Source organism: Streptomyces sp. NPDC005303 (assembly GCF_040607335.1).
Taxonomy (GTDB): Bacteria; Actinomycetota; Actinomycetes; order Streptomycetales; family Streptomycetaceae; genus Streptomyces.
In genome coordinates this window covers 83848-98352 of the sequence record NZ_JBEXGM010000032.1, presented here as the reverse complement: position 1 = coordinate 98352, position 14505 = coordinate 83848, and the positions used below count along the sequence as shown (strand labels likewise).

Genomic DNA, 14505 nt, shown 5'->3' with positions numbered 1-14505 from the left:
CGCCCACATGCACAACCTCGCCCTCGCATCATGACCAGAAGACCGCGATCACAGGCTCTGACCTGCCCGAACACGGCCTTGTGCAACACCCTTTAAGGCCTGTCCCGCAATCACGTTGCAGCGGGTGAGGATGGTGCCATCCTTCCAAGAGTCATCAGCGCCGATTTACTGATGTCTTGGCGTCAGCGGCACCCACCGGTCGTTGGCTGCATCCGGTCGTCGCCGGGGCGCAGAGGCGGCGCTCATGTGGCCAGTACAGTTGGCCGGTGATCACTGAACTCAAACTCCAGCTGGCCATCGACTGTGCTGAGCCCGAGCGGCTCGCGGCATTCTGGGCCGCTGCACTGGGGTACCGGGTCGAGCCGCCGCCTGCACCGTTTGCTACTTGGCGCGCGTACTGGCTGGAGCAAGGCGTGTCGGAGGAGGAGCTGGGTGCAGGCGACTGCAGTGACTCCGTCATCGATCCGGATGGCGTCGGCCCGCGGATCTGGTTCCAGCAGGTACCCGAGCCGAAGGTCGTCAAGAACCGGCTCCACCTTGACCTGGGCGTGAGCGGAGGGCGTGGCATCCCGTTTGCCACCCGCAAGGAGCGAGTGCTTGCCGAGGTGGCGCGCCTGGAGACCGCGGGCGCGTCCCGGTTGCGCGTGGAGGACTCGGAGGGCTCGGGTTCTTTCTTCGTCGTGATGGAGGACCCAGAGGGCAACGAATTCTGCGTTCATTGAACGTACGGAGGCCGTGCGGCGTGCGACCAGCCCGCACTCCGTCTGGGCGCCAAGGCACCCAGCGCTGGATGGGATGATCTCGCGGTGGCTGGTGTGATCACGGCGTCGGAGCCGTCCTGGATAGCTCCCTTCACCGGGCTGAGCCCGCGCGACTTCCGCAAGCTGATCACCCGTCTGCGACGGGAAGGAGCTGAACGAACTCGCCCGGTGCGCCCCTGGCCGCTGCCGCTGGAAGACCGAGTGCTCCTCGTCGCGGCCTACTGGCGAACCAACCTGACACTGCGCCAACTTGCGCCCTTGTTCGGCATCTCAACGTCCAGCGCCGACCGCATCATTGACCACACCGCGCCACAGCTCGCCCTTAAACAGCGGCAGCGCTTCCGGAGGGACACCGTGCTCATCGTCGACGGCACCCTCGTGCCGACCCGCGACCACACCATCGCCGAGCAGTCCAAGAACTATCGCTACTCGACGAATCACCAGGTCGTCATCGATGCCGACCCCCGCTTGGTCGTCGCGGTCGGACGGCCAGTGCCTGGCAACTGCAACGACTGCAAGGCGTGGAGGAATCCGGCGCCAAAGCCGCCGTCGCCAGAACACTCACGATCGCCGACGGCGGCTATCCCGGCACCGGGCTCGTCATGCCCCACCGCCGGCGCAAGGGCGAAGACCTTCCGGACTGGAAGGAAGCACACAACAAGTCCGGTCGAATGGCCGCACGGCCAGGACGCCCCCACGGTACTGGCGGCCCACCCCGACCGACGCCTTGCCGCACTTGGGGAACGACACGTCGTCGATCACCCACACCTCGGGCCTGACAACTTGGGACAGCAACTCGGCGATCCGCTGTCTGACCGGCAGCGGATCCCACGGCGACTGGTTCACGAACTGCTGCAGGGCCTGCATGTTCCCGTCCGGCAGACGCTGGGCCATCGGCTGGATCGACTAACGCCCGGCCATCCAGCATCAGCCCCCGCAGATAGCACTCGCCCTTGGACCGCTGATCCGTACGCGGCACCGAGGCGAACACATCCGCCACGAACAACCCCAACGCGGCCCGTAATCGGCTCACTTCATGCATGTCCACGTACCCAACATGCTCTTGATCGGCGAAAACGCCGAGACCTAACGAAGCACTATTAGTGGTTATCACGTCAACCGTGCGGGCTCGTGGATCACACTGGCAGGCTGATGGGGACGTTGTAATTGTCAGCGACTACCGCACATGATCGGGGCAGTCCGGAAAAGAGCGTGCACAGGCAATCAGCCGGCGGACCCACCCAGACCGCCCCTCAAGGAGAGAAGACGTCAAAGTGCCTCTGGTGTGCTAGAGGCTGGACTCGAGGACATCCTGAAGCTTTTTCGTTCGCTCCTCTCCGTGATGGGTGTTGGTGTCTGACATGTGGTCAAACGTCAACACACCGTCGATGAAGGAAATCCCTGCCGGGCTGATGAACTTTCCGGTATTCCTGATGAAGACTTTCGATATCCCCTCGCGGAGGGCTTCCTGCCCATGTCATCGACCGCGACCGCTCTCAACGCGTCCACCAGCGGTTGGAAGAAGACCTGCGGGAAGTAGTCTGCGTACCTGTCCGCGTAATCGGCGACAGCCAGCTCCTCCCACGTCACCTCGATCGGCACCTCGAACCCTGCCGCCTCGTCGATCCGCGACTTCCAGGCGGGGTAGTCCTCGCTCTTGAACCGCTCAACGCTACGGCGTTCCGCAAGCCCCATCTGTACCTCCATTGTCTATGGTTTGATAATTCGCAGCAAATTGCTAACCATTGAGATGGCCGGGCAGCGCAGCAGCAGGAAAGATTCGATCCAGGCCCTGCTCGGCTGGCCCGACAAACAATCAATGCGCTGTTCGCGATCCTCCGCGACGGCGCCTACTGAGCTACCTGCCGCTGTGGCAGCATTACCACGCGCCCGCTTCCGCCTTGCCCGCACAGTCGACCTTTGCAGGCCCTTCCCATCCTGAAAGGGACCACTGACACACATTGCGGACCGAGCTTCGGATGCGGCGGCAAGTCGGCGTAGTGCGAAACACCGTTCTGCACTTGGCTCGTTGTGGGATCCGCCGGACCCGGACCGACGAGCCGCGCGCGGGCACAGCGAGGATCAGGACTGACTGAGGGCGCGCTCGAACTCGCTGAGGAAATCGCGAAATGAGGTCTGCGCGTCTATGGCCTCGACGAGGCTCAGTCCCCCGCCGGTCTTGACGTTGCGCAGGCAGTGGGAAGCGGCCGTCTGGACGTGATTGAGCGTCTCCTGCCAACTGGTGTTGACGATCTTGTCCGGCGGGTCACGGAAGGCCTTCGCCGCCTTCACGTCATCGAGCACCTGAGTGCAGCGCGGCGCGATCGTGGGGTCCGCAGTAGAGTGATCGCTCACGTCACCCAGGGTCTTCAAATCCGTGGCGATGGCACGGACGTGTTTTTCGCTGCCGTTCTTGGCCCAGCCCACCATCGTCTCCCTGCCCTTAGAGCACCCGACGAGGGCGGTGAGCAGCAGCGCTGTGCCTGTCATGGCGAGAACACCTCGCACAGCGGGACGGGAGCGGACCGACATGTTCACGGGACAGCATCCTTCTCTTCGTGTGAAACGCTGGAACTGTTCGTCGCTCCTCGTCGGACGACGGTGCATGCCTCTGGGCGCGTGACGATGACTGGTCCGGAGGAACCGCGCCGTTCGTCCCCCTCGGCCTGGCACGGGCGCCTTCGCCCACGCTTCCGGAGCAGCGTGCCGCCTCTGGGAAACCCTCATGTACTGCCCCTCCGCACCGACCACCCGGTGCACGCGATTCACCATGGTCGCAAGGGGCAGCCCCAGATCCATCGCGGAAATTACTGAATCGTGCACGTAGAGGAACGGGGCCCCAGGGCCCCGGCGTTCAGGCCGGATGTCTGAGTTCGTGATCATGTGCGAGCTTGAGGCAGGAACGGATCAGGTCGCGTAGGACGGCGGGGGTGTGGTGGTGGCGGACCTGGCTGGCGTCCTCGCCGAAGGTGACGTCGCGACAGCAGTGCACGGTGTTTTCCACGGTCCAGTGGCTTCGGGCCCAGGAGGCGATCTCGGGCGCGGTGGCCTGTTCGGCGAGCAGGTCGGTGATCGCGTAGACGGTGCGCTGGCGCTTCTGCCCGGCCGCACGCCGCTTGCGCTGGATGCGCTGGACTTGACGCGCGTGGGGGACAGCAGGTTGTTGACGGTGGCGACCTGGATGAGGCGGTCCCGCTTCCCGCTCAGGCGCGGACACCCAGCAGACGCCCGTTCTGGAGGCCGAAGTACAGTACGCCGTCGGCCACCGCCGGGGTGGAGAAGACCGGGCTGCCGGTCTCCGCCGTCCACCGTTCCTCGCCCGAGACGGCGTCCCGCGCCACCATACGGCCGTCGTTCGTACCGACATACAGCGTGCCGTTCGCCACCAGCGGAGCCCAGCGCACCCAGACACCGACCTTGTGCCTCCACCGTCTTTCGCCGGTCACCGCGTCGACCGCCCACAGATACCCGTCGCCGGTGCCGAAGTAGACGAGGCCGTGGGCCACCGCCGGCGTGGATTTCACCCAGGTGCCTGCCGGGAGCTTCCACCGGACCTGGCCAGTTGCCGTTTCCACCGCCCACAGGTGCCAGTCGGCGCTGCCGACGTAGAGGAGGCCGTCGGCCACCACGGGGGACGACCACAGGCCGCTGTGTGTCTTGAGCCGCCACCGCACCTGGCCGGAGGCGGTGTCCAGGGCCCACAAAACACCGTTGTTGCTTCCGACGTAGACCAAGTTCCCCGCCACCGTCGGTGAGGAGACCACGCCTTTGCCGACGCCGGTTTGCCAACGGGCCTCGCCGGAGGCGGCGTCGACCGCCCGGAACAAGCCGTCGTTGCCGCCGAAGAGGACCATGCCGTCGACCGCCACCGGAGTGGACCGCAGCAGGCCGTTCGTCCTGAACCGCCACCGCTCCCGGCCCGAGACGGCGTCCACCGCGTACAGGCACTTGTCCCAACTGCCGATGTAGACGGTGCCGTCGGCGACGGCCGGCGACGCGGAGACCACACCGCCGGTCCGGAAGCGCCAGCGTTCCTCGCCGGAGGCGGCGTCGACGGCCCACAAAAGGTAGTTCCAACTGCCGACGAAGACCGTGCCGTCGACCACTGCTGGGGACGACTCCTTCACCGCTCCGCCGGTTTCCAGCTGCCAGCACAAGGCGCCGCGCCGACCGTCCTCACCCTGCTGCTCGCCGTCGGCGTCGGCGCCGCTGCGGGCGGAACGGAGGATGTACGGTTTCTCGGCGACCGGCAGGTACGCGAAGTAGCCGATGACCTCGATCGCGTTGAGAATTCCCAAGGGCAGGACGACCAGCGCCCACCACGGCGTCAACTGGCCCGCGACGATCGATATCAGCGCGGCGGCACAGCCGAGCCCCGAACAACTGGCCGCGAAAAGCTCGAGAGTTCCTTTGGCGCGAAGGCCTCGAAATAGCATGTACGACCTCATATGATCGCTCGGCCACTGAATCGGTCAAGATTATGGAAACGTCAACGCCGGTTAATGACGCGGAACTTCGGTGCAAGGCGCCGATGGATCGTCGTATTCATCCGGCTGTCGGTGCGCTGTCGAGCAGAGCCCGGCGACGCCCTCGCCGCCGGACGGCGCCGACGCAGGCGCATGTGAGGAGGACGGTCAGGCCGTCGCCGAAACCGAGCAGGGCCCAGCCGTAACTGTGGTGCTGGACGGTCGTGAAACGCAGGAGCAGGACGGTCGCGCAGAGCACCGCGGCCCGCACCGGCCAAATCCTGTCCCCGGCTGACCGGCGAGCTCTGCACGCGGAACGCGGAGGGTTCTCCCGACGGGAAACGCACCCAGACCGGTCGGCCCTCCCAGGCGGCGTACAGCGCGCCGTTCTTCCCGTCGGCCGTTCGCAGCGTCAGCTCCTGCCCGGTCGACGGGACCTGGAAGGCCACGGTCACCGGCAGGCCGTGCGTTCGATCCGTCTCGGGCGGCGGTACCTCGACCCGCACGACCCGGGAGCCGACGGAGCGCGCCACCGGGTCCGAGGTGAACCTTGTCGCGTACCAGACCGCCTCCACCAGCGCCCACCCTCCGAAGCCGGCGGCCAACAGCAGCAGCAACGCGTTTCCTGACATCCGTCAATCCCCGCCTCGCCACACGTGAGGTCGAACTCTGTCCACAACGGCGAGAGCCTTCCAGTTGCTGGACTGGAAGTCCTCAGTGGAATTACGCATCTTTCCCTGTCAGGTCGGCCATCTCCGTAGTTCCACGGATGACAGGGGACCGCGTGACCGGAACACTCGGCATCGGAGAGCTACGGATGTTCATCCGAGGGGTGGCATGCGAGAACGCGAACAAGTGGCGGAGATGCCACCGCCAACGGCTGTGGCAGCCACGTGGCATTCGCATGCCCCGACGAGTCGCCCAACGGGGCCGCGTGGCTATGGTTCGTTCCCCTTGCCGGCTGGACCGGCTGGGAGGCCTCGACCCGTCTTGCGAACATCGCCAAGGGAGTCCCTGGTGGTTGCAGTTGCCGGTTGCCGTCTTCTTCCTCACGGCTGCCGTGGCCTCGGTCGTAGTTCTGACGCTGCCCCGATACCAACGACGGGCGGGCGGCCCCACGCCTCGTCTCTACTGCTTCGAGGACGGCGTCGTGGTGGCCACGGCCGCGTGCTGCGGCCCTTCGGCCGGCAGGAGATCTCGATCGGCAGAGTGACGTCGCGGGGCCATGAGGACGTCGGGACGCGTAGGACTCTGAAGGGACCTGACGGCAGCGTCCTCGTCCTGTTCACCGGGCGTCGGCTGCGGGGATTGGCGCATCGAGAGGCTCCACAAGGCGGCCGTCGAGGACGGTGGTGCAGACGGCGGCCACCTGACGGCGCGCCATATGGCCTGCCGATGGGCTTTTGCCATCGGGGCCGTACGGCATCGCTCGCACAGACGGTGAGCGGATCTCCGCCGCGATCCAGCTGAGCGGGCGCAGTGTCGCCATCCTGCGCACCAATAGGAACAACATCTCGACCAGGTCACTGGCAGGACTCCGTCAGATCGGGGCCTTTGCCGCCACTCTCGCGCACCGGCAACAACGGCCGGAGTGAATAGACGCGTCGCCAGGGGCCAGCTTCACCAAGGGAGTACCAGGCATGCCAGAGGGGTTGGCCCAGTGGGGGCATGAGCTTTTCATGAGGCGGGAACGGGAGCGACGTCGCGGCCTGGCACCGAAGAGCGACGCCGGAAGGAACATCGTGCAAAGCGGGTTCGAGCCCTGTCTGCTGGCCGTTCTCCGGCTGTCGGTGGGCAGGCCCCCAGGCACCGACCTCGCCGGAGGGTGGTTGCCGAGTGCGCTCGCCCGCACCGGTCACCTCGTCCGCGCGGCTGAGCTGGCGTACACGATCAGTGAGGAGCTCAAGCAGGGCAGGGAGCTTCTGGAGCTGGTGAAAGCCGCGGCCGGCGCGGGAGACCTGGGCGGCGCCCAGGCATTGGCCGAGTCGATTCCGCTACGGCAGCAGCGAGACCAGGCACTGCTCGCTCTCGTGCCGGCATGGGCCCGTGCCGGTGAGCGCGCCAGGGCTGTCGCTCTGGTGGTGAGGATCCGCTACCCCCACAACTGGGGTTGGGCCTGGGCCCTGCTGGCGAAGGCGGTGGCGGACAGCGGCGACATCGATGAGGCGCTCAGGTTCGCCGCTCGCGCCGACGACGAGGTGAGTTCTTACCCCGTCGACGGGACGGAAAAGGTGCTCGCCCTCCTCGTGGAGGTGGCAGTCGCCACCGGCGACCATGACCGGGCCGCCGCACTCGCCGACCGCGTCGAGGACCGCTTCCGGTCCCGCAACCCGGCAGGGTGGTCCAATCCACGGCGCCTGGCGGTGGTGTTGGCCCGCGAGGCGCTCGCGGGAGACCTTGACCGGCTGGACGCTCTCCTGCACACCGAACCCGAACCCGCCGTCGGAGCTGATGGCACGCTTTGTGGGTGGGCGCTCGGCGAAGCCGCCGACCAGGACATGGTCCTGGAAGGAGATCTGGACGAGGCTGACGCTGGCCCGCCCTCACCCAGATCCCCGCTCGACGCCTGGGACATGGCATGCGTGCTGGACGCGGTCGCGGAAACCGCCGACCAGGACGTGGCCCTGGCCCTGGCCGACCGGGCCGAGGCACTGCTCGAGACCGGCGACGGCCGTGATCACGACATTCTGGTGAGGTCCGTGACACTCCTGCTGGCCCGGCACGGGCAGGTCGAGCGGGCCATGGCACTCGCCGACCTGCTCGACCCCGATCTGCGCGTCGGGCGGCAGGCGGAGATCGTCGGGGAGCTGGCCCGCTACGGCGACACGGGAAGGGCTGAGGCTCTCGCCCACGCGATCCCCGACCGCCGGGCACAGTCCAGTGCGCAGATCGAAGTGGTCCGGGAGCTGGCCCGGCGCGGCGATCCGGACCGGGCCGAGGCCCTCGTCCACTCGATCACCGACCGCTGGGCCAAAGGCGAGGCACTCGTCGCAGTGGTCCGAGAACTGGCCCGGCGCGGCGATCCCGGCCGGGCCGAGGCCCTCACCCGCTCGATCGCCTACCGTGCAACACGAGCCCGCGCACTGGCCGCACTCGTGGAACTGTCCGAGCCGTCCCAGGCTTGCAGGCTTGCCGCACAGGTCGTGGTTCTCGACGGCTGGAACCCTGTACTGCCGGTACTGGAGCGGATCGTGCCCCGTTCCGTGTCAGTTGTCGTCGATCAGATGACGAGCTGATCCGCGGCGAGGTATGACGCCCTGCCGAGCCGCACGGCACCTCGTCTGCCAGGCCACAGCATCTCAACGCGGCGCCGGCCTGGGAGCAGCAGGCCCCCTCACTTGTCAGCGACGATTGCGAGACTCACTCCATGATTCCGAAGCTGCCCCTGCACGAACCTCGTTGGCGTGATCTTGACGGTGTGACAGCCGACGAGGTAAGAGCACTCCTGGAGCAGATGGCGTCCATGGCTGCCACCGGGACCGGTGATGAATGGAGGCGGACCTGGTCGCACCTGGCCGGCGGCCTCATGGACGACGGAGTCGTCTCCGACGGGGCCTATGCAGCCCTGCCGCATCTCGTCGAGGCGGCAGCGGCCTTGCCTCCTGGACGGACCGTGGACTTCTGGGTGGACATGGGCTTCATCATGACCGCGGACTACAGGCCACCCGTCCCGGCCGACCTCGCGGCGGGGTTCAGCGCCGCACTGCGTCTGGCCGAGCGGGCAGCCACCCGAAGCCTCCTTGCCGCCGGCGCTCCCGCGACGGTCTGCGCCCACCTCGCGCTGTCCTGTGTGGCCTTCGCCGGTCACCACATCGCCCCAGCGCTGCAGCAGTTTCCCGATACCCAGGAAAGTGAGCTGCTGCTGTTGTGTCCCGGGTGCGGGAGCGATACCGAGATCCCTGGGTTCTTCGTGGACCCGGTGCGTCCGGCTGTCGAGGCTCCGGGGATGCCTGATCCCGCCCATGTCCGCCAAGGCGGGCATCCCTGGGGCGAGGTCGCCGCAGCCTTGCGGGAGGAGGCGCTGGGAGAGGGGTGGGAGCCCTTCCTGCGGGTGGCACGCGAAGTCGCAGCGGCGGGCGTACACCCCGAGACACCGGGGCAGGCCGTCCTGTGCCTGGTCGCCGGCCTGGTCGCGGTCAAGGCTGCCCCGCAATGGGCCGGGAGGGAATGGGCCCGCAAACTGATGTCGCTATCCGGATACTTCCGCTGCTGGGACTGCGAGCAGACATGGGCGATCGTTGACGGTCTGGCGGAGAATCCGAACGGTGCGCGCCCTCAGAGCCATCTGACGGAGGCGTGGACGGACTCCGGCTGGTCGGCTGCCACGGGAGAGTCAGCGGCGGCGGGCGGAACAGGTGAAGCAGCGACCCGGTTCCGGCGGGAGGGGAACGCTCTGCTTGCGGCCGACGGCACACCTTGGGGCCGTATATCAGTGTTCTCCGATTCCGCGCCCGGTTCATTCGGGGGTGTCGACTCACTGGCGGTGATTTCCCGCTCCGGTCAGCCGACGCTCGTGGCCGGCGCCGGGGACAGGGGTGTGGTGTGCCTGTGGGACGTGGCCGACGGCCGACTCGTCCATGGACCGCTGCCGGGACATCCTGACCGTATCTGCACGATGACGGCCCTGCCCCTGCCCGACGGCCGCATCCTCCTGGCAAGCGGAGGCGACACCGGGACGATCGCCGTATGGGACCCCGTCATCGGGCGACCGGTTCGCGAACCGGCCGGCAACTGGCCCGGCGGGGTGACCGGAATGTGTACCGCGACCGTCCCCGACGGCCGCACCCTGCTCGTCACCGCCACCCCCCGAGGCGCTGTCCGGTTGTGGGATCCAGTCACTGGTGAGTCTGTCGGGCGCCTCAACCCCTATGGCAGTCCGATCCAGTCGATCGCCGCCATCCCGATCTCTGTCGGCCATACGCTGATCGCGGCCTCGGACACCGGGGGCCGCCTTCACGTGTGGGATCCGGCCGTCGACGACCCCTGGGCACGAGGCGCGGCCGTGCAACTGAGCGCACGTGCGCTCGCCGATGCCGACCACCGTGTGGCAGCCGTGGCGGCGGTGCCCACGCACGACCGAACCGTGCTGGCTACGGGAGACAACCGCGGCGTGGTCATGCTGTGGGACCTTACCACCGGCGCCCCGATCGGCGACGGTCTGCCTGTCTCCACAGGTACTGCCGGCCTGCCGGTCATCACTGGCACCACCCTGCCCGACGGCCGCACTGTCCTGGTCACCAGCAGAAAACACGGTCACAGACTGCGGGTATGGGAACCGGAGAGCGGCACGGTGCAGCACATCGCCTTGGATGTGGCGGTCACCTGCCTGGCCACCGCAGGCCCCGATGTGATCGTCGGACACGACCGCGGAGTCCTCCGACTCCCCCTCATACGGCAGTGAACTGTGCGCGCACCGTCCATGTGCCGCGGGGCCCGCCCGCGCCATGTGCTCGGTGCACTCGTCATGGCCGCCGCGGCCCTCGCCCTCCAAGCATCGCTCCAGCGCCCCCTGACGCAGCCAAGCGCGATTGAAGCTTCCCCGCGATCTTGGACACTCGATGCTTACGCCACGAAGGCGTGTTGTTGTTCCAGACGCTGCCGGGTCTCCAGTGGGGTGAGGTAGCCCCAGCGTGGATGGCGGCGTAGGCGCTGTCGGTTGTAGAAGGTCTCGACGAAAGCGAAGATGTCAGCGCGGGCGCTGGTCCGGTCGGGCCAGCGACGGGTTCCGATCTCCTCCTTCAGCAGAGCTGAAGAACGACTCGGCGGTGGCATTGTCGAAGCAGGAGCCGGTGCGGCCCATGCTCTGCCGCAGCCCCAACCGACCTATCTCACACCGGAGTTCGTCCGAGGTGTATTCACTGCTTCGGTCCGAGTGCGCAATGCATCCAGGCTTCAGCTGACCGCGTCCCGCGGCCATCTTCAGCGCATCCATGACGGCTGACCTGCTGGACCAGCACATACCGCAGGTCGTCCCAGTCCAGGCCGGTGCGGTGGCGCACCCGGTCCAGTACCGATGTGCCGACCTTCTCGAACACCTCGCGCAGTGCGCGGCCGTCGCCGTGGAAGTAGGTGTGCTCGTCTCCTCGGGGATGGCGTGATCCGCCGCCCGCGATGCCGCCGAGTCGCCAGTGCTCGGAGTGGGTCTCGGAGTCGACGTCGAGTATCCCGCCGCGGTGGACCGTTTCCAGGACGACCGCCGCGCCGGCGTCCCCGAAGGTGTAGCCGGCGAAGGCGTCCCGGAACCGGGCGGGGCCAGCCGGGTCCCGGCGGACGGCCCGGCTGGGTGTCTCGCCGGTGACGACCAGGGGGCGCGTGGCCCACCCGGCCATGATCATGGCCCGGGCTGTGTCGATCCCGTTGACGAAGCTGTTGCAGGCGTTGGTCACGTCCAGGGCGTATGCCTGGGAGCCCAGTTGGTCCTGCACGATGTGCGCGGTCGCCGGCTCGGCCACGTCCCGGGTGGCTGAGGCGAACACCACCAGGTCGATGTCGAGCGGTCGAGCCCGGCCCGGCCGAGGGCACCGCGCGCCGCACACACCGCCAGGGTGGAGGCGTACTCGCCCTCCGCCGCGACCCTGCGGGTCAGGATGCCGGTGGCCCGCTCGAATATCCCGGTCGGCAGCGGCAGTCCGCTGGTCCGTGCCACCTGCCGACGCAGTTGCTCGGAGTTCACGACCTGGTCGGGCAGGCTGGCGCCGACCCCGGTTATGCCGACGCGCACGGGAACGGCGTCGGCGCTCCTTCTTCTGTGCACACCGGGAGGCTATGTGGCGATGCGGACCCTGGACCTGCGTGTTTTTACCTAGATCGCTCAGGTGAGAGCCGGGAAGAGCAGGCCGGGAAGAGCGGTCCGCGGAGCACGAGGTCGGCTTCAGGTGGCCAGCGTCTCCTTCAGCCGCCGGGCCTGCTTGACCAACTGCGATGCGCCGCCGCGCGCCGCGATCGCGTCGAGCCCGGGTCGGGCGTCCTGGGCACAACATCGCTCGACGCACTCGGCCGCCACCGAGGGGGATCACCGAGTCCTCTCTCGGGGTCGCGCCGGACGTCAGCAGTCCCGGAATCATCGCGCGCAGCACGCTCCACGTCGTGGCGTATGCGCCCGGCTCTCCACCTGAAGGACCGGCACATCAACTTCCTGGGCCTCTACCAGTTCAACATCCAGGCCAGGAGCCCGAACGCGGGCCTGCGCCCATTGCGCGACCCGAATGCTCCCGAGGACACCGACGACCTGGAGTAGAAGTAGGGCGCGTCATCCAGCCAGAGCCGACCAGCCACACCTGACCGATGCCCTTTGCTCATCGCGCCTTTTACCGAGGCGACTACTTGCTGCCGTCGACGTGTGCCGTTTCTGCCTGTCCGGGAACGGTGGCGGTCCTTGGCATCGAACATCGCCAGGAATCGCGCCCCAGGCAGAAGCGGTCGTTCCAGAGTGCGTAGGGGTGCCTCCTCCAGGCCTCCCAGCGCTTCGGCGATCTCGTCCGGAACATCCCGGGTTGATACGCCAATAGTCCCCACGGCTTGACGAACCACGTCAGGAATCACCGGCAAGCAGCGCCGGACAGCCGATTCACCAACTGGTCTTGCGGTGCAGGTCCCACATCATCATGATCGTCGAGGGGTCTAGCGCCTGTTCGCCGCCGGAGATGTCGTCGCTGGCCGCGATGTACTGCCGCCCCTGCCAGAGTGGGATGAGTCGGGCGTCGTCGACGAGGATCTGCTGCGCCTTCTCGAAGTCCACGACGACCTCACCGCGGTTGCTCTCGGCGCGCGACTCGGGCAGCAGCTTGCCGGTGATCACGGGTGACGGGTAGGGCGTACCGAGAATGTTGTGGTCGCCGACGAAGGGGGCGATGAAGTTGTCGGGGTCGGGGAAGTCGGGGAACCAGCCGCGCCCAAACACCGGGTACTCGCCCCTCTGGTAACCGACGACGTACGTCTTCCACGGCCGGCTCTTGAGGGTGATGGTGAACAGGCCCGAGCCGTCCAGTTGCCGCTTTAGCTCCCGGAACTCCCGCGCAGTCTCCGAGCCATAGCGGTCAGTCGTGTACCAGAGAGTGAGCGGGACCCGCTGGGTGATGCCGGCGTCAGCAAGGATCTGGCGGGCTTTGGAGGTACTGGGGTCGCCATATGTGTCGAAGTAGCCGGCTGTGTGGCCGGTCAGCCCGGCCGGGACCATGGAGTAGAGGGGGTCGACGGTGCCCTGGTAGACCGTGAAGGCGATGGCGGGACGGTTTACGACCTGGGCAACGGCTTTGCGCACGGCCGGAATCCTGGCCCATGGGGCTTTGGGGTTGAACACCAGATAGTTGATGTCGATACCGGCACCATCAATCAGTTGCAGGTCAGAGGAGTTGTATGACTGCAGGGCGATGATGTCGGACGCGGCAAGACCGCGGTAGGTGACATCGATCGCTCTGGAGCGCAGGGCTTCGACCATTGTGGCTGAATCATGGAAGTAGCGGATGGTCACCGCGTCGTTCCGCCGGTCGGCGAAGCCCTGGTAGCTGTCATTGCGGACCAGTTCTGCCTGCTTACCGCCCTCGTAGGACTTGAGCGTGTACGGCCCGGAGCCGTGCGCCGACTCGTCCTTGCGCAGCGACGTGGCGGGGTAGTCGTCGGGGTCGACGATCGACATGGCCGGGGTGGCGAGCACGAACGGGAAGGTGGCGTCGGCCTTGTCGAGGTGGAAGACCACCTCGCGGTCACCGACCACCTGCACCCGGTCGAGGCTGCCGAGCAGTCCGGCCGGGCCGCTCGGCGCGTTGATGGTCCGGATCCGGTCGATGGAGTACTTGACGGCCCGTGCGTCGAGTGTGTCGCCGTCGCTGAACTTCAGGCCGGAGCGCAGTTCACAGCGGTAGGTGCGGCTGCCTGAGTCCGTGAAGGCGCAGCTCTTGGCGGCGTCGGGTTGAGGGGCGGTGGCGCCGTCGGGGTAGGCGAGCAGCGTCTGGTAGATGTTCCGGAACAGTTCCCAGGATCCGTCCCAGGATCCGGCGGGATCAAGGGTGCTGGGGGCGCTGGTCGTCCCGACGACTATCGGCCCGCCGGCTCCCGCGCTGCTGCTGGAGAGGACGCCGCATCCTGCCACCAGGGATATGGATGCGACCGCGGCCACTCTTCGCAGGACTCGGTTCTGGTTGAACACGCGCACACTCCTCGATCCGCCGGCCAAAGTTCGGCAGAACGTATTGGGTGCCGCCCCGACCCGAACCACCCCGAAAGCGCGTTGTTGCCGGAATGTGCTGTGTCGACGCTGTCATCCTGGTGTGTCCGCCGTC

The 14505-nt window shown here is 67.3% G+C and carries 13 protein-coding genes and 2 pseudogenes; 5 read left to right on the top strand and 10 right to left on the bottom strand.

The genetic code is table 11. From position 1 onward, the window contains the following. Positions 1–269 precede the first annotated feature (269 nt). Positions 270–722, top strand: a complete 453-nt coding sequence (locus ABZT93_RS32745) for a VOC family protein (protein WP_356111509.1) — start codon at positions 270–272, stop codon at positions 720–722. Positions 723–806: 84 nt separating this feature from the next. Further along, positions 807–1426: pseudogene (locus ABZT93_RS32740) on the top strand (transposase family protein); the annotation flags it as partial. A 22-nt stretch (positions 1427–1448) separates the two neighbouring features. Here ABZT93_RS32740 and ABZT93_RS32735 read toward each other — a convergent pair. The 6 genes and pseudogenes from ABZT93_RS32735 to ABZT93_RS32710 form a co-directional block, all read right to left on the bottom strand. Continuing rightward, positions 1449–1809 (bottom strand): annotated as a pseudogene (locus ABZT93_RS32735) (transposase); the annotation flags it as partial. Between the two features lie 326 nt (positions 1810–2135). Next, positions 2136–2468: a hypothetical protein gene (locus tag ABZT93_RS32730; protein ID WP_356111503.1), complete on the bottom strand. Its 333-nt coding sequence runs from the start codon at positions 2466–2468 to the stop codon at positions 2136–2138. Positions 2469–2843: 375 nt separating this feature from the next. Further along, positions 2844–3251, bottom strand: coding sequence for a hypothetical protein (locus ABZT93_RS32725; protein WP_356111501.1), 408 nt, complete (start codon positions 3249–3251; stop codon positions 2844–2846). Positions 3252–3615: 364 nt separating this feature from the next. Beyond that, complete coding sequence (locus tag ABZT93_RS32720; RefSeq protein ID WP_356111500.1) at positions 3616–3978, bottom strand: transposase; 363 nt, start codon at positions 3976–3978, stop codon at positions 3616–3618. Further along, positions 3965–5197: a PQQ-binding-like beta-propeller repeat protein gene (locus tag ABZT93_RS32715; protein WP_356111498.1), complete on the bottom strand. Its 1233-nt coding sequence runs from the start codon at positions 5195–5197 to the stop codon at positions 3965–3967. Before ABZT93_RS32715 ends, ABZT93_RS32720 begins: the two co-directional genes overlap by 14 nt. Before the next feature lie 109 nt (positions 5198–5306). Further along, the gene (locus tag ABZT93_RS32710) at positions 5307–5498 is read right to left on the bottom strand and encodes a hypothetical protein (RefSeq protein ID WP_356111496.1); all 192 of its coding nucleotides are present in this window, start codon (positions 5496–5498) and stop codon (positions 5307–5309) included. Positions 5499–6969: 1471 nt separating this feature from the next. Between ABZT93_RS32710 and ABZT93_RS32705 the strand changes: the two genes are divergently transcribed. Continuing rightward, on the top strand, positions 6970–8463 hold the full coding sequence (locus ABZT93_RS32705) for a hypothetical protein (protein WP_356111494.1): 1494 nt from the start codon (positions 6970–6972) through the stop codon (positions 8461–8463). 290 nt (positions 8464–8753) lie between these two features. Then, the gene (locus ABZT93_RS32700) at positions 8754–10628 is read left to right on the top strand and encodes a hypothetical protein (RefSeq protein WP_356111492.1); all 1875 of its coding nucleotides are present in this window, start codon (positions 8754–8756) and stop codon (positions 10626–10628) included. Between the two features lie 161 nt (positions 10629–10789). Here ABZT93_RS32700 and ABZT93_RS32695 read toward each other — a convergent pair whose 3' ends face one another. From ABZT93_RS32695 to ABZT93_RS32685, 3 genes are all read right to left on the bottom strand, one after another. Continuing rightward, on the bottom strand, positions 10790–10999 hold the full coding sequence (locus ABZT93_RS32695; protein ID WP_356111490.1) for a hypothetical protein: 210 nt from the start codon (positions 10997–10999) through the stop codon (positions 10790–10792). Positions 11000–11082: 83 nt separating this feature from the next. Continuing rightward, positions 11083–11652, bottom strand: a complete 570-nt coding sequence (locus ABZT93_RS32690; protein WP_356111488.1) for a hypothetical protein — start codon at positions 11650–11652, stop codon at positions 11083–11085. After that, the gene (locus ABZT93_RS32685) at positions 11610–11981 is read right to left on the bottom strand and encodes a hypothetical protein (RefSeq protein WP_356111486.1); all 372 of its coding nucleotides are present in this window, start codon (positions 11979–11981) and stop codon (positions 11610–11612) included. Before ABZT93_RS32685 ends, ABZT93_RS32690 begins: the two co-directional genes overlap by 43 nt. Positions 11982–12320: 339 nt before the next feature. Between ABZT93_RS32685 and ABZT93_RS32680 the strand changes: the two genes are divergently transcribed. Beyond that, positions 12321–12464, top strand: coding sequence for a hypothetical protein (locus ABZT93_RS32680; RefSeq protein ID WP_356111484.1), 144 nt, complete (start codon positions 12321–12323; stop codon positions 12462–12464). A gap of 330 nt (positions 12465–12794) precedes the next feature. Here the strand turns inward: ABZT93_RS32680 and ABZT93_RS32675 are convergent, their stop codons facing one another. Then, entirely contained in the window at positions 12795–14372 is a 1578-nt protein-coding gene (locus tag ABZT93_RS32675) for an ABC transporter substrate-binding protein (RefSeq protein WP_356111483.1), read from the bottom strand. Between the last annotated feature and the right edge of the window lie 133 nt (positions 14373–14505).